The organism is Campylobacter sp. (assembly GCF_020024835.1).
GTDB lineage: Bacteria > Campylobacterota > Campylobacteria > Campylobacterales > Campylobacteraceae > Campylobacter_D.
In genome coordinates, this window is the sequence record NZ_JAHHTD010000014.1 from 1 (window position 1) to 21,558 (window position 21,558).

Here is a 21,558-nt window from a genome sequence, read left to right on the forward strand (position 1 = left end):
TGAACTTGCATGGGAAATGAATTTACCTTTACCGGATAATTATGAGTTTGTGTTTTTACATCATGGTAATATAGGAAGTATTGCTTTTAATTTATTTTGTATGTTGTCAAATATAAAAATGTTTTTTGCAGATACAAAAGATAATTATATATTTACTTATGCTAGTTTATTGCAAAATATACCTTTTATTCCAGCTCTTTACAATAATATTCTTGGAGTGGATTATAATGGTGAAAAATATGAGAAAATATTTTATTTATTTCAAAAACAATATACAATATTATATATTGCAAGAGATCCAATATCTATAATAAAGTCTAGATTAAACCATCCTGATGGGGCTCCATTTGAAAATATAACTGAAAATATGAAAAATATCACTTATTTTAATAATGATTTTAAGAATTTATTTCCTAAAATGGCCTATGGATTCCATTCATTAGAAAAGGCAGATATAAGACATATAAGAGGTTACTTATGGGATTATAGTTTGGATTTAAGTTATCCTATATTTAAAAATACCATTAAAAAAATTATGTTTATAAATTTTAATTCTATATGTTCTAAATATGCTTTTAATACATTTGTTTTTTTGTGTCATCAGCTAAATTACAATCCTCCATTAAAAAAATATCAAATATTATTTGAAAAAAGGATACTTAAAGACCAAGGTTTGTTTCATTTACCAGTAAAAATACATATTGATAAATTTATTGTATGGATTTATTCATATTATGACTATATAGTAAATATAAATAAAGTGGTAAATTATGTTGATATAGGAGATGATATTTGTAAAGAATATAGCTTTTCTATTTTGGAAAATATTATATTGTTAGCAGATCAAGATACTAAAAATAAAATTTCTAAAAATGATAAAATAAGTATGATATTTAAAGAATATATTATAAAATATATTCAAGCTTTAGACTTATATGTTAAAGATATAAGAGATAATTTAATTACTGAAGAACAAGTTTTAGATTATATAGGAAAAGATGTAAATTTAATGTATGAAGTTAAATCAATGATAGATAAAAATCAAAGATTAATTAATTATTATAATCCTGAATATTTAAAAACTTGGAAATACTATCAAGAATTTGAAAAAATGTGTGAAGAATTAGATGGAAAAGAGGAGTCTTTAAAAGAAAATATAAGTAATAATTAAATATAATATTAAAATTAATTTCAAGGAGATTTTATGAAACAGGGTGATTTTAGTGAAGTAGCAAAACATTATCATAATAGACCCGCATATAGCACTATGTTAATACAAAAGCTTATTAAATGTGTAAATGATAAAAATAAAGAACATATGAATGTTGTTGAAGTAGGTGCTGGAACTGGAAAATTGACTAAGATATTAGCAGATGAGTTTAGTCTTATTATAGATGCAGTTGAGCCAAATGACAATATGCGTGAAGAGGGTAAAAAATTTACTCAAAATTCTAAAAATATTACTTGGCATAAAGGTAGTGGCGAGGTTACAAATATAGAAAGTGATTATGCTGATTGGCTTATTATGGCTAGTTCTTTTCACTGGACTGACCCTAATAAATCTTTACCTGAATTTGCAAGAGTGCTTCACGGGGGGGGGTATTTCACTGCAATATGGAATCCACGCCATATAGTTGAAGGCTCTGTATTTTATGAAATCGAAGAGGAAATTAAACATATTGTACCAGAGCTTGCTCGTGTAAGTAGTGGCACTCAAAATGTTAAAAATTGGGAAGAAATTCTTGTTTCGACAGGAGATTTTAAAGATTGTTTTTTTATGGAATGTGATTATTATGAGCTTATGGATAAGCAAAGATATCTTGGAGCTTGGCATTCTGTAAATGATATTCAAGCACAAGCTGGTAAAGCTAGATGGGAAGAAATTTTAAAGATGATAGAAAATAAAATTTCTTCTATGGATATTATAAAAATTCCTTACAAAATTCGTGCATGGACGGCGTGTAAGGCTTAAATAAACTAAAGGAAAATGATATGGAAAAAATAGTAGAACAAGTGTGGGATTATACAAAGCATGCGAAATTTTATTCTTATAGACCAAATTACGCACCACTTAGTATAGATTTATTAGTAAAACTTGCTATGGGGGGGGTAAAGCTCACAAAATAAAGGTTGCAGATATAGGTGCTGGAACTGGTAATTTAAGTATAATGTTAGCTGAGCGTGGTTGTAAAGTGGTTGCAGTTGAGCCAAATGATGCTATGAGAGAGATTGGCAAAGAACGCACAAAAGATTTAGATATAGAATGGGTAAGAGCTACTGGGATTGATTCTACTTTGAAAGATGGTGAATTTGATTGGGTTAGTTTTGGATCTAGTTTTAATGTTATGGATAGAACTATGGCTTTGAAAGAAAGTTATAGATTATTAAAGCAAGATTGTTATTTTACTTGTATGTGGAATCATAGAGATTTAAACGATCCTATACAAAAAGAAGCTGAGAATATAATAATGGAATTTGTCCCTAATTATACGCGAGGAACTAGACGTGAAGACCAAAGACCTGTAATTGAAGCGCATAAAGAGCTTTTTGATAATATTATTTATCTAGAAGAGGATTTTTATTTTCATCAAAGTATAGAAAATTATATCAATGCTTGGCAGAGTGTTAAAAATCCTTATTGGGATTTAGAGACTAAAGAAGGGGTTGAGTTATTTGAGAAAATTACTCAAAAATTAAAGCAAAATTTGCCTGCTGAATTTGATATTAAATATACAACAAGAGCTTGGAGTGCTAAGAAAGTAAAATAAAGAGGAAAAATGAATAAATTGGTATTTGACACTAAGGCTAGAAATTTAATTAATCTTGAAAATATTTTAGAAAATGCAAAAATTTTAAAGGCCGTGGTTTGCTCTTTAAATGAAATTTCAAATGATGAAAAAAGTGTTTTAGATAAAATTTCACTTCTAAAGAGTGATAAATTAATAATTCGTAGTTCATCAAAAAGTGAAGATAGCTTCAAGTGTTCAAATGCCGGTGCTTTTTTAAGTCTTGCAGATATTTCAAATAAAAAAGATGATTTATTAAATGCAATTAAAAAAGTAGGTTCTTCTATGCCTAGTAATGATGATGAGATACTCATTCAAGCTATGCTTAAAAATATCAAAAAATGTGGAGTCGCTTTTAGTGTAGATAAGGATAATTTTGCTCCATATTTTTGCTTACAATATGATGAAAATGGATCTAATAGCTCGATTACAGATGGAAGTGCAAAAAGTGCAAAAACTTATTTTCATCATAGAGATGATGAAAACATCAAAGATAATGATATTAAGAGAGTGATAACTTTAATCAAAGAGCTAGAAAATATTTTTGATTGCAATTTTTTAGATATAGAATTTGCATTTGATGATAATGATGATTTATATTTATTACAGGTTAGACCTTTGATTATGCAAGGAAAATTAAATTTATTTAATGCTTTGCCTAAAGAAGCACTTTTGAGGCTTCAAAAGAGATTTTCTTCTTTGCAAGAATTAAGACCTAGAGTGCTTGGAAAAAAGGGTATATTTGGCGTAATGCCTGATTGGAATCCTGCTGAAATTATAGGACTTAGACCAAGGAGACTGGCCTTTAGTTTATATAAAGAGATTGTAGCAGATAATATATGGGCTTATCAAAGAGATAATTACGGCTATAAAGATTTAAGATCTCATCCTTTAATACATTCTTTTTTAGGAATGCCTTATGTTGATGTTAGGCTTTCTTTTAATTCTTTTATACCAAAAGATTTAGATGAGGAATTGGCTGCTAAATTGTTAGATTATTATTTAGATAAATTAGATCAAAATCATAATTTACACGATAAAGTAGAATTTGATATAGTTTTTTCTTGTTATGATTTTAATTTAAGTCATAGACTAAAAGGTTTATTAAACTATGATTTTAATGAAAATGAATTAAAACGTATAGAATTTTCACTTTTAAATTTAACAAATAACATAATTAATCCTAAGAATGGATTATACATAAAGGATATTAAAAAAGTAGAAAAATTAAAGCAAAATTATCATCAAATAATTAATTCAAATTTTTCACCTATAGATAAAATATATTGGTTGATTGAAGAATGCAAAAGATATGGAACTTTACCTTTTGCTGGAGTGGCAAGGGCTGGATTTATAGCTATGACTATGTTAAATTCTTTAGTAGCAATAGACTTTTTTACTAAAGAAGAAAAAAATGAATTTTTAGCTTCTTTACACACTGTGAGTAAAACTCTTAGCGAAGATATACAAAATTTAAATGAAAATAACAAAAATGAATTTCTAAAAAAATTTGGACATTTAAGAGCAGGAACTTATAATATTTTATCACCAAGGTATGATGAAAATTTTGATTTTTATTTTGATATGAATAAACAAAGTCAAAAAGTTGTCCATAATGAATTTAAACTAAGTGATGATAAGATGAAGAGCTTAAATATTTTACTTAGAGAGCACGGGATATCTATTGACGCAAATGATTTTTTAATATTTTTAAAGACGGCTATAGAAGGTAGAGAATTTGTTAAGTTTGAATTTAGTAAATTATTATCACATACTCTTAGTTTAATAGGAGAACTTGGGCACTATTATGAAATAAAAAAAGAAGATATAGCACATTTAGATATAAAAAATATATTAAATCTTTACTCGACTTTGTATTCTAAAGATCCTAGAAAACAATTTTTAAGTCAAATAGAGGAAAACAAAAAAGAATATGAGCTTACTTTAGCATTAAAACTTCCTGCTTTAATTACAGATAGCGAACAATTTTTTGGATTTTTTAGTTTTGGTACTAATCCAAATTTTATAACACAAAAAAGTATCAATGCTAAGATAGCTTTAGAAAATGATAAAGATTTAGAAGGAAAGATAGTATTAATTTATGCAGCAGATCCTGGATATGATTATTTATTTTCTAAAAATATAGCTGGTTTTATAACTTGCTATGGTGGTGCAAATTCACATATGGCCATACGTGCTTCAGAATTATCAATGCCTGCAGTTATAGGTGTTGGAGAAGAAAATTTTAAAAAATATTTACAAGCTGATAGATTAAGAATAGAGTGTCAGAGTGAGCAAATAATTTGCCTATGAAATTTATCGCTATAAGTCAAAGATTAATTGCAAATGAAAGTTATTATGAGGAAAGAGAATGTTTAGCATTAGATTGGGGGAAATTTTTTAAAGAAAATTTACAAGGTTTTTTACCTATCCCCTTATCTTATGAGCTTGAATTTGAAAAGTATCAATCTTTAGTAAGTGCGGTTATACTAAGTGGCGGTAATGATTTGTATCTTTTAAATAAAAATGATTTATCTAAAAAGAGAGATAATTATGAAAAAGATATTATAAAAATTTGTATTAGAGAAAATATACCTTTACTTGGAATTTGTAGAGGTGCTCAAATGATAGCTTCTTTTTTTGATTCTACTTTTATTATGAGTAAAAATCATATTAAAGAACATAAAATTTATTTAGATGATAAAAAAATTTGTGTAAATTCTTTTCATAATTTTTGTATAAATAAACTTGGTGATGATCTTGAAAGTTTGGCCTTTGCAGAAGATAAAACTATAGAAGCTTTTAAACATAAACAATTTAAAATTTATGCTACTATGTGGCACATAGAGAGAGAAAAAGGTTTAAGTGAAAGAAGTATTTTTTATAATTGGTTAAAGGAAATAAAATGAATGTATTGATTTTAGCAGCTGGACTTGGTACAAGACTTATGCCACTTACGCAAAATAGTCCAAAATGTATGGTGGAGTATAAAAATCAAAAAATTATAGATTATGAATTGCAAGCTTTAGATGATGTAAATGAAATTGGTATTGTTGGTGGATATTTATTTGATACTTTAAAAAATTATATAAAAAGCAAATACGATATTAAGTTTTTTTATGAAAATAAAAATTATGATAAAACAAATATGGTTTATAGTTTGTTTTGTGCTAGAGATTTTTTACAAAGATGTATAGAACAAGAACAAGATTTATTGATTTCTTATGCAGATATAGTGTATTTTAAAGATGCAATTTTAAAATTACAAAATTCTCAAAGCGATTTTTCTATTTTAGTAGATGAAAATTGGAGAGAACTTTGGGATAAAAGATTTGCTAATCCATTAGACGATGCTGAAAGTTTGATAATAAAAAATGATTTAGTGATAGAGCTTGGTAAAAAAACTTATACTTATGAACAAATTAATGCCCAATATATGGGTTTATTTAAATTTTCTTATACTTTTTTGCAAGAAGTTATTAAGGTATATGATAATTTAGATAGAAATATTTTATACGATAATAAAGATTTTGATAATATGTATATGACTAGTTTTTTACAACTTTTAATAGACAAATATAATAACGCACGAGCACTTAAATTTCAAGGGCAGTGGATGGAAATAGACTCTATAGATGATTTGAGAATATAATGCAAAATGTATTTGAGCTTTTAAAAAATCATTTAGATAGTAAAAAAGCTAATTTACTGCTACAAGCTTTAAGATATAGCAATGATGAAAAAGCTCAACAATTTATTTTGCAAAATATTGCAAATATTATAAAATGGTTAAATTGCGATGAATTTAAAAAATATGAAAATTATCCTTATCCACCTTTGTTAAATCCTGAAAATATAGATATTGAAGCGAGTGATTATTGTGCTATGCTTGCTTGGAATTTAAATATACCTTTAAAAAATGCAAAATTTATTTATATATCTCCTCATGGAGTTGGTGCAGCTGCTTTTTTAACTTTACTGAATTTATCGTGTGATGTTTATTGTCCTGTTTCTTGGGTTTTACCTCCTCAATCTGATCATAGGTATAGTTTGAGTTTTAAATCTTTAATTACGTATTATCAATCAGCGATTAATATATCAGAAATCAATGTAGCACAAATAGATAAATATCTATCTTTGATAGATCAAGACATACCAATTTTAATTCAAGTTAGAGATCCAATATCCTTACTCAAACATAGTTATGGTAGGGATTGGAGTAAGGTCAAAAGGAATTATCCGCAAGATTTTGATTTAAACTATGATTATAGTTTTTATATCAATTTTCTTACTCCTAAAAAAACTTATATGAAAGATGATTTTGAAAATTTATTAGATCATACTTTTATCATACATTTTTTACTTGATAAAATCAATCAAAATAAGATTACTTATCTTGATATGAGTGAGCTTTCTTCTGATAATATCTTTAATACTTTTACACATTTAGCACAAAAATTTGATTTTACCCCCCCCCATAATAATGATAAAGATTTTTTTCAAAGAAAGGAATTTAGAGGCTATATGAGATATTTGTTGCCTTTAAATTTTTATGTGGATAAAAATATTAAATTAAATATTACTAGATTTGGTATGGGCGGAGATGATATAAATGTATTTGATAAGATCAGTCAAAATGATCTAAAAAATGATATTGGAATTTATATAGAAAAAGAAAAACTAGATCTTTTTTTAAAACATAAAAATTATGATAAAATCAAAAAATACTTATCTTGTTTTTTAGATGATATAAAATATGTAGTTGATTTTACAGAAGATACTATGATGAAAGAATGTGAGGTTTTGGATTATTTAAAAAATAATTTAAAAGCAAGAATTAAACTAAAAAATATTCTTGATAAAGAATTAATTCATATTAAACAACATCGCCCTGATATAGTAGCTTCTTGGAAGTATTATCAAGAGTTTGAAAAAATGTGTAAGGAAGATATATGAAGTATTCTATTATATGGCTAACTGGGCTTGCAGGTAGTGGAAAGAGCACTATAGGAAAAGCTTTGTATGAAAGATTAAAGCAAGAGCATAAGAATATAATTTATCTTGATGGAGATGAGTTAAGACAATTGCTCGGACATTATGGATATGATAGGCAAAGTCGTATTGATATGGCTTTGAAAAGATCTCAATTTGCAAAATTTTTAAATAATCAAGATATGATAGTTATTGTAACTACTATATCAATGTTTAATGAAATTTATGAATACAATAGAAAAAATTTTAAACAATACTTTGAAATTTATGTAAAATGTGATATGCAAGAGTTGATTAAAAGAGATCAAAAAGGACTTTATACAAAAGCTTTAAATAAAGAAATATCCAATGTTGTCGGTGTAGATATACCATTTGATGAGCCAAGATCAGATTATATTATAGATAATTCTATGCAAAATAATTTAGCTTGCAAGGTTGATATGATAGTGAAGCAAATCTTGTGAATTTTTATACCACTTCAAAAAAGCTTATTGTTAATGTTAAGAAATTTTATCTTGTATATTTGTTTAATTTTTTTAAAAAGATAGATAAAGATGATATTTTTGTAGGTTGGGGTCGTAAAAACTCTGGACTTAAGGCTTTAAAATTAGCTGAAAAATATAATGTAAAATTTATGCTTTTAGAAGATGGCTTCTTGCGTTCTTTGAATTTAGGATTAGACGATAGTCCTAGTTTTTCTTTAGTAAAAGATGATGTGGGTATTTATTATGATGCAACTATGCCTTCAAAACTTGAAAATATTTTAAATACTTATGAATTTAATTTTAAAGAATTAGAGCAAGCAAAAAAAGCTATACAATTTATAAAAAAAGAGAAATTAAGTAAATATAATAACAATATCTCCGTATCACAAAATTTATTTAATTCCAATGAAAAACGGATTTTAATTATCACACAAGTGGCTAATGATGCTTCACTTAAATTTGGTTTAGCTAATGAATTTTCCACACAAGATATTATAAATGATACTATCAAAGAAAATCCAAATGATAAAATTTATATTAAAATTCATCCTGATGTTTTAAGCGGTAAAAAACAAAGTGATTTTGATGTAAAAAATTTACCAAAAGAATGTGTGATTTTAAAAGAAAATTATAATCCCATTGAGCTTTTAAGTTATTTTAAAAAAGTATATACTAAAACTTCACAAATGGGTTTTGAAGCTTTAATGATGGGATGTGAGTGTGTGTGTTATGGTATGCCTTTTTATGCTGGTTGGGGTTTAACACAAGATAAATTAATATGTCAAAGAAGAGTTAAAAAAAGAAGTTTAGAAGAAATTTTTTATGCTACTTATATACTTTATAGTGAGTATTTTAATCCTTATTTAAATCAAAAAAGTGATATTTTTGATACTATTAAAACTTTAGCAAAATATAAAAAAATTGAACAAAATAATTCTTATAATTTATATTTTTTAGGTTTTACTTTATGGAAAAGATGGTTTGTTAAGCCATTTTTTAAAGCTAAAAATAATAAAACTATCTTCTTAAAATCAAAAAAACAGCTTTATAAGATAAAATTAAATTCACAAGATAAAATTTTTATTTGGGGTAAAAAATATAATAAAGATGAATTAGCAAAATATTTTAAAAATCAATTATTTTTTGTAGAAGATGGCTTCTTGCGTTCTATTTCCTTAGGATCTGATCTTACTCGCCCCTTTTCTTTAATAGTTGATAGTAAGAATTTGTATGTAGATCCGAGCAAACCTAGTGATTTAGAAGATATTTTGCAAAATTATGAATTTGATGAAAATTTAAAACAAAGAGCCAAAAGACTTATCGATATCATAACAAAAAATAAATTTTCTAAATACAATGGCTTAGAGCACAAAAAATTAAAATTCAATACTAGTAAAAAAATTATTCTCATTCCTGCACAAGTTGAAGATGACGCATCTATGGTATTAGGTGGTTGTGGTTTTAATACTTTGAAACTTTTGCAAAAGGTAAGGAAAAAAAATCCTCAAGCTTTTATAGTGTTTAAACCTCATCCTGATGTATTAAGTGGGAATCGCAAAGGTTTAAAAGATGAAAATATTATTTTAAAATATTGTAATGAAATTATAAAAAATGTAAGCATAGATAGTGCTATACAAGCTTGTGATGAAGTTCATACTATAACTTCAACAAGTGGTTTTGATGCACTTTTGCGAGGAAAAAAAGTTTTTACTTATGGTATGCCTTTTTATGCTGGATGGGGCTTAAGTAATGATTTACAATTTTGTATTAGAAGAACAAGAAAATTGAATTTAGAAGAACTTGTTGCTGGTGTTTTAATACTTTATCCAAGATATATTGATCCAAAAACTAAAAATTTATGTGAAGTTGAGCTTAATTTAGATATAATGCTAAAAATGCAAAGAGATTATTTTTCTAAAATTTATATCAAGATATTAGTTGATATTCGTATTTTCTTGTTAAGAAAAATTCGTAGATTAATTGAACGTGCATTATAAAGATAGTTTTTAAGGATTTTTATGCAAAAAAGTATTGTAATTTTATTAATCGCATTATTTTTTAGTGCGTGTTTTTCTAAAAATTCTGATTTGAATCCACTTGGAAGATCATTTGGGGATATTAATGATGTCGATCCTTTAAAATTGGGTGCAGATCCAACTATACCAGAAAAACAAGAAGTTCCGAGTTTAATTGATGGATCAAATTTAGTTCCTTTGACACCTTTGAATCCTCCTTTGCTTCGAGAGAGTAATGATAATAAAAATTTTACAAATGAGCCAAGACCAATGTTGCAATCTAATGGTGAATTTAATGAAGCTTCAGTCTTTGAAAATAGAGGGTTTGTAAGTGATTATATAAGTATAATGTCTAGTGCTGGTCCTGTTTTAACGGTGTGGGCTTTAGCTCCTGGAAATTGGATTTGGGGTTATACTTTGATTAATAGTAAAAGTTTTGGTGATGCAAGAGTATGGCAAATGATAGAGTTTCCACTTGATTTTGTTATGATAAAAAATACAAAAACTCACACGTGTTTGAATGCGTATAGAAATGGAGTAGTGCATTATCCTTGTGATCAATCTAATCAAGCTCAATTTTGGAAAATGATTCCTATGTCAAATCAGGCATTTCAGATCCAAAATTTAAAAACACAAACTTGTTTAAAAACAACAATTGGAAATCCTATGGGAGATTTTTTTAAAGTTTTTCCAATTTTATTGGGTGAATGTGCTAAACCAGGGGATAAGAATTTAGATCAACAATGGTTTGCTGCACCACCACCTTTTACTGCAAGACCAGTTTATAGGGAAAAGCCATGAAAAAAATAATTTTAATTTTAATAGCAAGTGCAACATTTTTGTTTGCTGGATTAGAAAGTTATAATTTAGGTACTTGGAATTTGCAAGGTTCTTCTGCTGCCACTGAAAGTAAGTGGAATGTCAGTATTAGGCAATTAATGAGTGGATATAATGCTTTAGATATTTTAGCAGTGCAAGAGGCAGGTGTTTTACCAAGTAGTGCAAGGGATACTGGAAGACAAGTTCAACCAGTTGGAGTAGGTATTCCAATTCACGAATACGAGTGGAATTTAGGGACTTTATCAAGGCCACAAAGTGCTTTTATTTATTATTCTAGAATTGATGTAGGTGCAAATCGCGTAAATATGGCTATAGTAAGTAGAGTAAGGGCAGATGAGGTTATAGTGATACCACATCCTAGTGTCGCTTCAGCACGTCCTGTGATAGGAATTCGTATTGGAAATGATGCATTCTTTTCAGTTCATGCTTTAGCAAGCGGAGGAGCTGATGCAGCTGCAGCTGTTACAGCTGTTGATAATTTTTTTGCTACAAGAGCAGGGATTAACTATATCATTATGGGGGATTTTAATAGAGAACCAGATTTATTAATGAGAGATTTAGATGCATCTTTAAGAAATCGTTTAAGAGTGGTAGCTCCTCCTAGCTTTACTCAAGTAACTGGTAGAAGAGTGTTAGATTATGCATTAACAGGTACTTCAACTCGCACAGCAGCTTATACGCCTCCTTTGCTTTCAGCTGTTTTAGCTGTTGCAGGTCTTAGAACTTTTTTGGCATCTGATCATTTTCCAGTTAATTTTAGAAGATTTTAGAGGTTTAAGATGAAAAGAATATTATTGTTATTAGTGGTATTTATGAATTTACAAGCAGTTGATCCTGGAGATTTATCTGATTTTAGTCCTCCTTTTGCAATAAGATCTTTAGAGACAGGTATAACTTTAAGCCCTTTTAGAGAAGTAAGTAAAGATTTATTAGATCAAAATTGGCTTTTAAGAGAGATTGTTCTTCCTCCTGAATTAAAATCAAAAGATTTGTATGCTGAAAGGTTGCCATTTGGTTATGTTCAGTTTGTCAATCCTTTAGATAAAGATGTTTGTTTGGCTATAGATGAAAGTGGTTTTTTTGTGGGAAAACCTTGTAGTGGAGATTTACAGACAGGAAAATTAGAAACCATTTTTTCTATTATGCCAACTACTACTTCTGCTGTGCAAATTAGATCTTTAGTTCAAGGCGGTGGAGAATGTATTCAAACATTTTTTAACCCTAATGTTCCAATTGAAAGACGTTTTGGTATTAGACCATGCATACTTGATACTGCATTGTTTGCAGATGTTAGTGAGTTAATGTTTTTATCGCCTGCTTTAATTGAAGCGACTCCTTTAGGTGAATTTAAATAAAAATTTATAAATTAAGATTATGAATTTAGAAAAAAAACTTAAAGATTTTTGTGGAAAAAATATTTTATTGCTTCAAGGGCCTGTGGGAGATTTTTTTTATAAAATTTCTAAAAATATCCCTAATTCTAATATTTATAAGATAAATTTTAACGGAGGAGATTTTATATTTTATCCCTTTAAAGGGATAAATTATACTAGTAGCCTTGATAAATTGCAAAGTTTTTATGAAAATATTTTAAAAGAAAAAAAAATTGATATTATCATTATGTATAATGATTGTAGAAAAATTCACAAATTAGCTATTGAAGTAGCTCATTCTATGGGTGTAGAAGTATGGATTTTTGAAGAAGGTTATATAAGACCAAATTTTATAACTTTTGAAAAAGATGGAGTAAATGCTAATTCTACTTTACCAAGAGATAAAGAATTTTATTTAACACGCAATAAATTTAATCACGAAATTGAAGTTAAAAATTTTTCAAATACGTTTAGAAATATGGCATTTTATGCTTTTTTATATTGGTTTTTTTCTATTTTATTTGCGTGGTATTTTAATAATTCTTTACATCATAGATCTTTAAAATTTTTTGATTTTATTCCTTGGCTTGTTTCCTTATATAGAAAAAAAAAATACGGGATTTTAGAAAAAAAGATTAATATAAAAATTCTTAATTTAAAACAGAAATATTTTTTAGCAATTTTGCAAGTGTATAATGACACTCAACTTTCTCATCATTATAAAAAAAGCACTGAAAAATTCATAGAAGAATTAATCATTTCTTTTGCTAATCATGCAAAAGCTAAGTCATATCTTGTTTTTAAACATCATCCTATGGATAGGGGTTATAGAGATTATACTAAATTTATAGAAGAATTAAGTATTAAATATAATGTCGAAGGTAGGATTTTATATATACACGATTTACATTTACCTACTCTTTTAAATGGAGCTAGAGGTGTTGTTGTTATTAATAGCACTGTAGGACTTTCTGCACTTTATCATCAATGTCCTTTAAAGGTTATGGGAGAAGCTTTTTATGATATAGATGGCTTAACTTATCAAAAAAGTTTGCATACTTTTTGGAAGGAATGTAGGTGCTATAAGCCAGATGCTAGGTTGCATACTAAATTTAGAAATTATGTGATTTATAAAACTCAAATTAATGGAAATTTTTTTGAAATATAATATATGATTATATTCGTTTTTTATAGTTTTTTGCAATTTTTTTGAGTTTAAAAGGTAGTGTGATATAAGCAATTTTAAAAGGACTTTTAGAAGCTTGTATAAGTGCATTTCCTAAAAGATAAGGTAGATGAGTTTTTGCAATTTGTGCTTGTTTATAATCTGCATAGGCTTTTAGAGGTGGTAAATTTTTATCTTCTTTTATATGCATTTTTTTAGTCTTTGCTAGTTCAAAAGGAATTTTAAAATATCCTGTTAAACTTTTACTATTTCTAATAATAACTTCTCCTAATTTATAACTTAATCTTGCTTTAATCCTTAAATTCGCTCCATAAAGTTGAGTATTTTGGTGTGTAAAGATTTCAAATTCATTTTGTAATTTTTTGTATTCTATAAAACGTATTAGATTGTGATTTTGATTTTGCAAGAATGATTTATTATCAAGTTTTATTAACTCTTGATACTCCACAATTAAATCTTTATAAAAAGCAATAGGAGGAATTAAAAAATCATTGGTATTTGTATGTGAAAAAATATGTTCTATTTTTTTAAATTTATCATCTTTTAAAAGTAAAATTCCTATTAAATCAACATAATCAAGTTTAGTTGTGTTTGCATTAGTGCTTACTCCAGAGCTTTCTTCACTATGTTTGATATTTGTAGTATTGACATAAAATGAAGTTTGATCATCAATAAATGCATTGTTATTTTGTATATCTTGAAAACTATTTAGAATGTTAAAATTTTTAATTAATTTAAAATTAGTATTTTCTATACTTATGGTAGAAACAGCTTGAGTTGTGAGATAATTTTTTGTCCAAGTATGGATACCTAGAATTTGATATTGTAGATAATTTTTTGGAAAGGTAAATCCATCTTTAGTAATTTTGGTTACTTTCTCGCAAAAAAACGAATTTTTATGTTCATATTGAGGTAAATTCGACGGAGTATATATATAAAATTTTCTCTTAGAGCATAAAATTTTTTCTTTAGATTTTTTAAAAAAGGATATATTTTCAATAATATTTTTACCAAGTTTTTGCATAGCTAAAGGCATAGGATGAAATTTATAATTTAAATCAAAAGAGTAAAGATTATTTTTTAAAAAATAAGTGTCTAGATCAATTAAATTAAATCCATAGTAAAAACAATTTTTTCTATGTGTTTCATTAATAGCTTTTGCTTTTTCATTTAGAGTAGGTATGGGTAAAATTAGTATAATTGTAGTCTTTTGTGCTTTATATAATTGTTCATAAAAATAATCAATATTTCTAAGAATAATTTCTAAATCAATAGGACTTAAATAATCATTAATATTTGATTCACTAACGATAAAATCTGCCTTAGATATAATTTTTTCTTGGCGGATTAATTCATATAAATTTTGTAAAGAGCTACTAAGTCCTAAAGAAAAATTATGCAAAGTTACATTTTTTTGTTCAAGACCTACTCTAAGACCATTTTTAACAACGCTATTGCTTCCACCTAGTAAAATTACATTCATCTAAGTCTTTCTTTGATTAATTATGTTTTTTATTTTAATAAATAATTTTTAATAAACAATTTAAGATAAAAAAACTCCATTTAAGTTCGTTATATTAGACATTTGACAAAAATAATAAACCTTAGCTATACTTGCAAGTCAATTTTATTTTTGGGTTATTATGAAGAAAGAATGTAGAAAAAGAGAAGTTTTTTATATAGCTGGTTATGATCCTAGAGGATATAGGCATTATTATACTATGTTTAAAAAGAATTTGATTTTACAAAATGAAATTTCAAATTATGATTTTGAGCTATCTAAGAGCGAAGCAAAAGAGAAGTTGTATCCTCATTGGCATATAAAAACAAAAACTACAAATATTAAATATACTTTTTTAGCTTGGAATGATATTGTTAAAAAAAATTGGTCAGAGAATATAAAAGATGCCTTGTATGATTGCTATAGTTTTTTTAAAATTTATACTATTACAGGGCTTTTTATAAAATTTGCAAAAGAGTCTTTTAATCAACTTATTACAGGGTATTATCCATTTTTTTATGTTTTATTAAGCAGTATTTTTACATTTTTTTGTGCTTTTAGTGCTTTATTTTATTTTAAAGAAAATTTTCATTTGTTTTTTGCAATTTTAGCTTTTATATTATGCTTATTAGTTTTGCCAAGGATTTTTCATAAATTAGGAAAAAAACTCGCAGTTTTTTGGATAGCTAGAATTTGTTCTTTTTGTGCTAATTGGGAGAAAAATAAGCAAGGCGAGCTAGAGCAAAGAATGAAGCAATTTAGTGAATATATCTTTGAATGTTTGAAAAAATATGCAGATGATGAGGATTTTGAATTAATTCTTTGCGCACATAGTGTAGGGACGATTCTTTGTATTGATGTTTTAACTCAAGTACTTCAAAAATGCGAAAAAGAGAATATTAATTTTAAAAATTTAAAAGTTTTGACTTTGGGTGAATGTATTCCACTTGTAAGTTATCAAAAAAAATCTTGTGATTTTAGAAAAAATTTAGAATATTTAGGAACAAAAAATTTAATTTGGTATGATTTTACATCTATTATAGATGGTGCTTGTTTTCCTCAAGTTGATTTCATACGCACAAGTGGAGTAAAAGCTAATTTTGGTCCAAAATATTTTTCAGCAAAATTTCATACTTTATATGAAAAGCAAAATTATAAGAAAATTAAAAAAGACAAATATAAAGCACATTTTTTATATTTATTTGCCACACAATTTAAAGGAATGTATAATTTTTTTGATTTTGTTGTGGAGCAAGATATGCTCGAAGAAAAAATTAATCAAAGGAGAATATAATGGGTCAATGTCCTTTTTATCCGAAGCCTTATAAAAATAAAGCTTCTACTTTAGCTACTTTTTTATTTAAGAGAAGATCGTGGCTTGATGGACTTTATGAGAGAAGTTATAAAATGATGATGGGTAGAGTTAAGATGCCTGGTTTTGATCTTTATGTCGTAAATGATCCAAAAGAAGTTAGACGTATTATGGTAGATGAAGTTAGAGAATATCCAAAAAGTCAGCTTTTGCATGAATTGCTTGAACCTCTTTTAGGTGTAAGTATTTTTACAACTAATGATAGAGTATGGGAAAAGCAAAGAGAACTTTTAAGGCCTTCTTTTGAAATGACTAGAATTTCTAAAGTTTTTGATTTAATGAGTCAGGCTGTTGATGATATGATGATTCGATTTGCAAAATATGATGATGGGGAAATTATAGAAGTAGATGAAGCTATGACTTTTGTTACTGCTGATGTAATTTTTAGAACTATTATGTCTTCAAAATTAGACGAGCAAAAAGGAAAGCTTGTTTTAGATGCTTTTGTTACCGTGCAAGAAGAAACAATTAAAACTGCTATGAGAAAAATGTTTCGCTTTCCAAAATGGCTTTCAAATTTTTTAGGAGAAAATAAGAGATTAAAAGCTGGAGCAACTATTCGTAAAGTTTTATCAGATATCATAAAACCAAGATATGATAATGCTGCAGTTGAACAGGGAAAATATAATGATATTTTATCTTCTTTATTGATGGTGATAGATGAGGATACTAATGAAAGATTTAGTTTTAATGAAATTTTAGATCAAGTTGCTATGCTCTTTTTAGCAGGTCATGAAACTACAGCAAGCTCGCTTACTTGGACACTTTATATTCTAAGTATTAGTGAAAAAGAGCAACAAAAAGCTTATGAAGAGATTATTCAAGTTGCAGGTCATGATAAATTTAAGATAGAACACATAAAAGAAATGAAATATTTAACTAATATATTTAAAGAAAGTTTAAGATTATATCCACCTGTTGGTTTTTTTGCTAGAGAAGCAAGACATGAAAGTAAAATGCGTGATAAGGTTATACAAGAGGGTTCAGGCGTTGTTGTGGCACCATGGCTTATACATAGGCACGATAGTTTTTGGGAAAATCCACACGAGTTTGATCCAACTAGACATGAAGATAAAAGTAAAATTAAAAAAGATACTTATATGCCTTTTGGTATGGGTGAACGTATTTGTATTGGACAGGGTTTTGCTATGCAAGAAGCAATTTTGATTTTAGCAAATATTTTAAGAACTTATAAGCTAAAATTAGAAGAAAATTTTGTGCCTGATATAGTTGGAAGACTCACTGTAAGATCAGCAAATGGTGTGAGAATTAAATTTATTAAAAGAAACAAATGAAAGAAAAATTAGCAGGAACTATTTTACTTTGTATTATTGTTCCTTTAGCAGTTATTAGTTATTTTTTTATTGTTGTGGTAGGAATTTTTGGTAGTGCAGCTAGGGTTAGGCAAGGAGTAAGGGCATTAGATCACTTTGTAAATGCTACTTTGTTTAATGGATATGCGTGGGAGTCTTTATCATCACATGCTTGGAGAGAACGTAATAAAAGATGGGCTAAGATAGTAGTTAAAGTTACTGATTTTTTTGATAAAGATCATTGCCAAAAAGCTAATAAAAGAGAACAGCCCATCATAGATTTAGTTTTAGAACGAAGGCTTACTGAACAAACCGTTGGTAAGCAACTTTAGTTTTCTCCAAATAAAGCTTTAAGATTTTTAAATGCTTCTTCTTGATTGGTATTTTTATCTTCAGTGGTAATCTCGTTTAATTTTATTTCATAACCAAGTAGCATCGTAGCTAAGCGTATGTTAATGCCATTTTTACCTATAGCTTTACTCTTTTGCTCACTATTGATACTCACAATTGCTTTTTTATCTTCAAGTTGCACTGAATTTATAATAGCTGGAGCTAAACTTCTAGTGATTAAAATAGCAGTTTCAGTGGAATATTCTATACAATCAATATTTTCATTTTTTAATTCTTTACTTACAGCATTAATTCTAGCACCCTTTACACCCACAGTAGCTCCTACAGCATCTACACTAGGTGTGTTTGCTTGCAATATTATCTTAGCACGCTCACCTGGAATTCTAGCACTTGCGTAAATATTTATAAATCCATCTTTGATCTCTGGAACTTCCGCTCTTAGTAAAGCTTCTAAAAATTTTGGACTTGTTCTGCTAAGCTCCATTCTCATACCACTTTTATCAATATAAACGTGTCTAATTACAGCTTTTACTACATCTCCAACCTTGAATTTTTCACCTTTAATGCGATTTTTTCTAGGTAAGCAAGCTCGAAATTCTTCAATTTCTATATAAGTATTTTCTTCGCTATCTATTCTAACAACGCTACCAAAAACCATATGTCCTACCATCTTTTGGTATTTTTCATAGATTTTTTCTTCTAAAAGTTTTTGTATGTTGTATTCTAATTCTTTATGCAAAATATTTACTGCTGTGCGTCCTAAATTTTCTAATGAGCATTCGTAAGTTAATTCATCTCCAATCTCCACATCTTTTGCTTCAGCTTTTGCCTTACTTAAAGCAATAAAATATTCATTCTCATTTTCCAATCTTTCATCATCATCAGCAACTACAACTATTTTTTGATAAAGTTGTAAATTTTTTCCAGAATCTACAAAAAATTCATATTTATCACCATAAATTTTCTTAGCAGTATTAATTAGTGCTTTTTTTACCCTTTGTTGCACATCTTCAATATGCAAATTTTTTTCATTGGCGATGGATTCTATTATATCTGTAATTTTTTCCATAATGATACAACTACCTTTGATTTTGATTTATATTAATATTTGTGAGGATTAAATTATATCTTTAATAAGTTTAATTAAAAGTAAAATTTGTTACAATTTTAGATTAAGAATATTATGAGGATAACGATATGGATTTAAAAATAGCAAGAACCTCTATTGATGAAAAGCCAAAAAGTATAAGTATAGAAAATATTGAAAAGGCTATAGAAAAAGAAGGTCAGAAGTTTTTTTATTTTGATAAAGACAATGCACATAAGCATTTAATTGCTTTAGTTGAACATTTTGAAAAAAAAGGAAAATGCGTATATCATAGAACTATTAAATATGGTTTAGATGAAGCTGATTATATGTATGAGGTGCATATTCTTTGAGTAAAAAATTATTTATACAAACTTTAGGTTGTGCTATGAATGTGCGTGATTCAGAACATATGATAGCTGAACTTAAAGAAAAAGAAAATTATGAATTAACTCAAGATGCCAAAGAAGCAGATTTGATTTTAATCAATACTTGTTCTGTGCGTGAAAAGCCTGTGCATAAACTTTTTTCCGAAGTTGGAAGTTTTGAAAAGATTAAAAAAAATGGGGCGAAAATAGGGATTTGTGGTTGCACTGCTTCACACTTAGGAAGTGAAATTTTTAAGCGTGCTCCGAGTGTAGATTTTGTTTTAGGTGCTAGAAATGTTTCTAAAATAACTCAAGCTGTAAATACGCCAAAATTTTTAGGCAGTGATATAGATTTTGATGAAAGTAATTATGCTTTTGCAGATTTTAGGAATACTTTTTATAAAACATATATCAATATTTCTATAGGTTGTGATAAACATTGCACTTATTGTATAGTGCCACACACTAGAGGTGATGAAATCTCAATACCTTTTGAGATTATAAAAAAAGAAGCACTAAAAGCGGTTGCAAATGGAGCTAAAGAAATATTTTTACTTGGACAAAATGTAAATAATTATGGTAAAAAATTTTCTAATGCACACGAAAAGATTAATTTTTCTGATCTTTTAGAAAAATTAAGTGAAATAGAAGGTTTAGAACGCATACGCTTTACAAGTCCGCATCCTTTACATATGGATGATAGATTTTTAGAAGTTTTTTCTAAAAATTCTAAGATATGCAAATCAATGCATATGCCACTACAAAGTGGTTCAAGTGAAATTTTAAAAGCTATGAAAAGAGGTTATACTAAAGAATGGTATTTAGATAGAGCTTTAAAACTTCGTTCATTATGTGCTGATGTAAATATTTCTACAGATATAATTGTGGCTTTTCCTGGCGAAAGTGATAAGAATTTTGAAGATACTATGGATATACTTGAGAAAGTGCGTTTTGAACAAATATTTTCTTTTAAATATTCTAAGAGACCGCTAACTAAGGCTGCAACTATGCTAAATCAAATTTCTGATGATATAGCATCAAAACGTTTAAATATTTTACAGACTAGACATACTGAAATTTTAGATGAGATTGTTATTAAACAACAAGGTAAAGATTTTGAAGTTTTGTTTGAAGAGTTGCGAAGTGATGGAAATATAGCAGGAAGAAGTGATAATAACTTTGTAATTCAAGTTAAGGGTAGTGAGGAATTATTAGGTCAAATAAAAAAAGTAAGAGTTGTTCAGCCTAGACGTATGGTGTTATATGGTGAAATCATTTAAGATTAATTGTGTGGCCTTTGTAATTTTTTTATTACAATGGCTGATTTTTTTAACGTGCAAAAAAAAATATCTAGGTGAGAAATTATCAAAAAATCCTTGTGTGATATTATTTTGGCATGGAAGACTCGCTTTTATGCCTTTTGCTTATTTGAAAATGGGTATTCGAGGTAAAAAAGCTTATGTGATGATTTCTCATCATAAAGATGGAGAGATTATTGCTAGGAATATTTCGTTTTTTGGTTTAAATACTTTAAGAGGAAGTACTAGTAAGGGTGCATTAAGTGTTCTTAAAAAATCTTTTAGAATTTTAGATCAAGGTAGTGATATTATTATCACTCCAGATGGTCCTAGAGGACCTTATCATAGTATTTCAGACGGGTCGGTTATGATAGCATTAAAAAAACAAGTTGCGTTATTTTTATTAAATTATGAAGCTAGTTCTTATTGGGAATTTAAAAGTTGGGATAAGATGATTTTACCAAAACCATTTTCTAAAATTACTTATAGATTAAGCGAAGAGATTAAAATTAAAAATTTAAATTTAGAAGAAGCTAAAGTGTTGATAAAAGAAAAATTTGATATTATGGGCAAAATGGACAAAGGCTAAAG

20 protein-coding genes and 1 pseudogene are annotated in these 21,558 nt (G+C 27.3%); 19 read left to right on the top strand and 2 right to left on the bottom strand.

The genetic code is table 11. From position 1 onward, the window contains the following. From QZ429_RS03625 to QZ429_RS03685, 13 genes and pseudogenes are all read left to right on the top strand, one after another. Window positions 1-1,171 (top strand): DUF2972 domain-containing protein (locus tag QZ429_RS03625; protein ID WP_291951224.1); only part of this gene is annotated, 1,171 nt, incomplete at its 5' end. 33 nt (window positions 1,172-1,204) lie between these two features. Continuing rightward, on the top strand, window positions 1,205-1,972 hold the full coding sequence (locus QZ429_RS03630; protein WP_291951226.1) for a class I SAM-dependent methyltransferase: 768 nt from the start codon (window positions 1,205-1,207) through the stop codon (window positions 1,970-1,972). 20 nt (window positions 1,973-1,992) lie between these two features. After that, window positions 1,993-2,768: pseudogene (locus QZ429_RS03635) on the top strand (class I SAM-dependent methyltransferase). A 9-nt stretch (window positions 2,769-2,777) separates the two neighbouring features. Then, window positions 2,778-5,099 carry a PEP/pyruvate-binding domain-containing protein gene (locus QZ429_RS03640; protein WP_291951229.1) on the top strand — a complete coding sequence of 774 codons (2,322 nt, stop codon included), beginning with the start codon at window positions 2,778-2,780 and terminating at the stop codon, window positions 5,097-5,099. Next, the gene (locus tag QZ429_RS03645) at window positions 5,096-5,695 is read left to right on the top strand and encodes a gamma-glutamyl-CDP-amidate hydrolase (RefSeq protein ID WP_291951232.1); all 600 of its coding nucleotides are present in this window, start codon (window positions 5,096-5,098) and stop codon (window positions 5,693-5,695) included. Before QZ429_RS03640 ends, QZ429_RS03645 begins: the two co-directional genes overlap by 4 nt. Then, entirely contained in the window at window positions 5,692-6,438 is a 747-nt protein-coding gene (locus QZ429_RS03650; RefSeq protein ID WP_291951237.1) for a phosphocholine cytidylyltransferase family protein, read from the top strand. The genes QZ429_RS03645 and QZ429_RS03650 overlap by 4 nt, the downstream gene beginning before the upstream one ends. Continuing rightward, entirely contained in the window at window positions 6,438-7,742 is a 1,305-nt protein-coding gene (locus QZ429_RS03655) for a DUF2972 domain-containing protein (protein ID WP_291951240.1), read from the top strand. The genes QZ429_RS03650 and QZ429_RS03655 overlap by 1 nt, the downstream gene beginning before the upstream one ends. Continuing rightward, window positions 7,739-8,242 carry an adenylyl-sulfate kinase gene (locus tag QZ429_RS03660; RefSeq protein WP_291951243.1) on the top strand — a complete coding sequence of 168 codons (504 nt, stop codon included), beginning with the start codon at window positions 7,739-7,741 and terminating at the stop codon, window positions 8,240-8,242. Before QZ429_RS03655 ends, QZ429_RS03660 begins: the two co-directional genes overlap by 4 nt. Continuing rightward, the gene (locus QZ429_RS03665; protein ID WP_291951246.1) at window positions 8,239-10,260 is read left to right on the top strand and encodes a capsular polysaccharide biosynthesis protein; all 2,022 of its coding nucleotides are present in this window, start codon (window positions 8,239-8,241) and stop codon (window positions 10,258-10,260) included. Before QZ429_RS03660 ends, QZ429_RS03665 begins: the two co-directional genes overlap by 4 nt. Before the next feature lie 21 nt (window positions 10,261-10,281). Then, the gene (locus QZ429_RS03670) at window positions 10,282-11,079 is read left to right on the top strand and encodes an RICIN domain-containing protein (RefSeq protein WP_291951249.1); all 798 of its coding nucleotides are present in this window, start codon (window positions 10,282-10,284) and stop codon (window positions 11,077-11,079) included. Next, window positions 11,076-11,888: a cytolethal distending toxin subunit B family protein gene (locus QZ429_RS03675; protein ID WP_291951252.1), complete on the top strand. Its 813-nt coding sequence runs from the start codon at window positions 11,076-11,078 to the stop codon at window positions 11,886-11,888. The genes QZ429_RS03670 and QZ429_RS03675 overlap by 4 nt, the downstream gene beginning before the upstream one ends. Window positions 11,889-11,897: 9 nt before the next feature. Then, complete coding sequence (locus QZ429_RS03680) at window positions 11,898-12,473, top strand: cytolethal distending toxin subunit A (protein ID WP_291951255.1); 576 nt, start codon at window positions 11,898-11,900, stop codon at window positions 12,471-12,473. 19 nt (window positions 12,474-12,492) lie between these two features. Next, window positions 12,493-13,659 carry a capsular biosynthesis protein gene (locus tag QZ429_RS03685; RefSeq protein ID WP_291951260.1) on the top strand — a complete coding sequence of 389 codons (1,167 nt, stop codon included), beginning with the start codon at window positions 12,493-12,495 and terminating at the stop codon, window positions 13,657-13,659. Between the two features lie 7 nt (window positions 13,660-13,666). On the opposite strand, the gene QZ429_RS03690 is transcribed toward QZ429_RS03685, so the two are convergent. Beyond that, window positions 13,667-15,160 carry an SGNH/GDSL hydrolase family protein gene (locus tag QZ429_RS03690; protein WP_291951264.1) on the bottom strand — a complete coding sequence of 498 codons (1,494 nt, stop codon included), beginning with the start codon at window positions 15,158-15,160 and terminating at the stop codon, window positions 13,667-13,669. A gap of 160 nt (window positions 15,161-15,320) precedes the next feature. Between QZ429_RS03690 and QZ429_RS03695 the strand changes: the two genes are divergently transcribed. Genes QZ429_RS03695 through QZ429_RS03705 form a run of 3 tightly spaced genes read left to right on the top strand, consistent with a single transcriptional unit; the run spans window position 15,321 to window position 18,195 of the window. Continuing rightward, the gene (locus QZ429_RS03695) at window positions 15,321-16,472 is read left to right on the top strand and encodes a DUF829 domain-containing protein (RefSeq protein WP_291951268.1); all 1,152 of its coding nucleotides are present in this window, start codon (window positions 15,321-15,323) and stop codon (window positions 16,470-16,472) included. Beyond that, window positions 16,472-17,845, top strand: a complete 1,374-nt coding sequence (locus QZ429_RS03700) for a cytochrome P450 (protein WP_291951272.1) — start codon at window positions 16,472-16,474, stop codon at window positions 17,843-17,845. The genes QZ429_RS03695 and QZ429_RS03700 overlap by 1 nt, the downstream gene beginning before the upstream one ends. Beyond that, on the top strand, window positions 17,842-18,195 hold the full coding sequence (locus tag QZ429_RS03705; RefSeq protein ID WP_291951275.1) for a hypothetical protein: 354 nt from the start codon (window positions 17,842-17,844) through the stop codon (window positions 18,193-18,195). The genes QZ429_RS03700 and QZ429_RS03705 overlap by 4 nt, the downstream gene beginning before the upstream one ends. Here the strand turns inward: QZ429_RS03705 and nusA are convergent. Further along, window positions 18,192-19,283, bottom strand: a complete 1,092-nt coding sequence (nusA, locus tag QZ429_RS03710; protein WP_291951278.1) for a transcription termination factor NusA — start codon at window positions 19,281-19,283, stop codon at window positions 18,192-18,194. The two genes, QZ429_RS03705 and nusA, sit on opposite strands and share 4 nt — an antisense overlap. A gap of 128 nt (window positions 19,284-19,411) precedes the next feature. Between nusA and QZ429_RS03715 the strand changes: the two genes are divergently transcribed. From QZ429_RS03715 to QZ429_RS03725, 3 genes are read left to right on the top strand one after another with little or no spacing between them, the layout of a single operon-like run. Next, on the top strand, window positions 19,412-19,654 hold the full coding sequence (locus tag QZ429_RS03715; RefSeq protein WP_291951280.1) for an HP0268 family nuclease: 243 nt from the start codon (window positions 19,412-19,414) through the stop codon (window positions 19,652-19,654). After that, window positions 19,651-20,949 carry a tRNA (N6-isopentenyl adenosine(37)-C2)-methylthiotransferase MiaB gene (gene miaB / locus QZ429_RS03720; RefSeq protein ID WP_291951282.1) on the top strand — a complete coding sequence of 433 codons (1,299 nt, stop codon included), beginning with the start codon at window positions 19,651-19,653 and terminating at the stop codon, window positions 20,947-20,949. The genes QZ429_RS03715 and miaB overlap by 4 nt, the downstream gene beginning before the upstream one ends. Further along, window positions 20,933-21,556 (top strand): lysophospholipid acyltransferase family protein, encoded by a 624-nt coding sequence (locus QZ429_RS03725; RefSeq protein WP_291951285.1) that lies wholly within the window; start codon window positions 20,933-20,935, stop codon window positions 21,554-21,556. The genes miaB and QZ429_RS03725 overlap by 17 nt, the downstream gene beginning before the upstream one ends. Window positions 21,557-21,558: the final 2 nt, after the last annotated feature.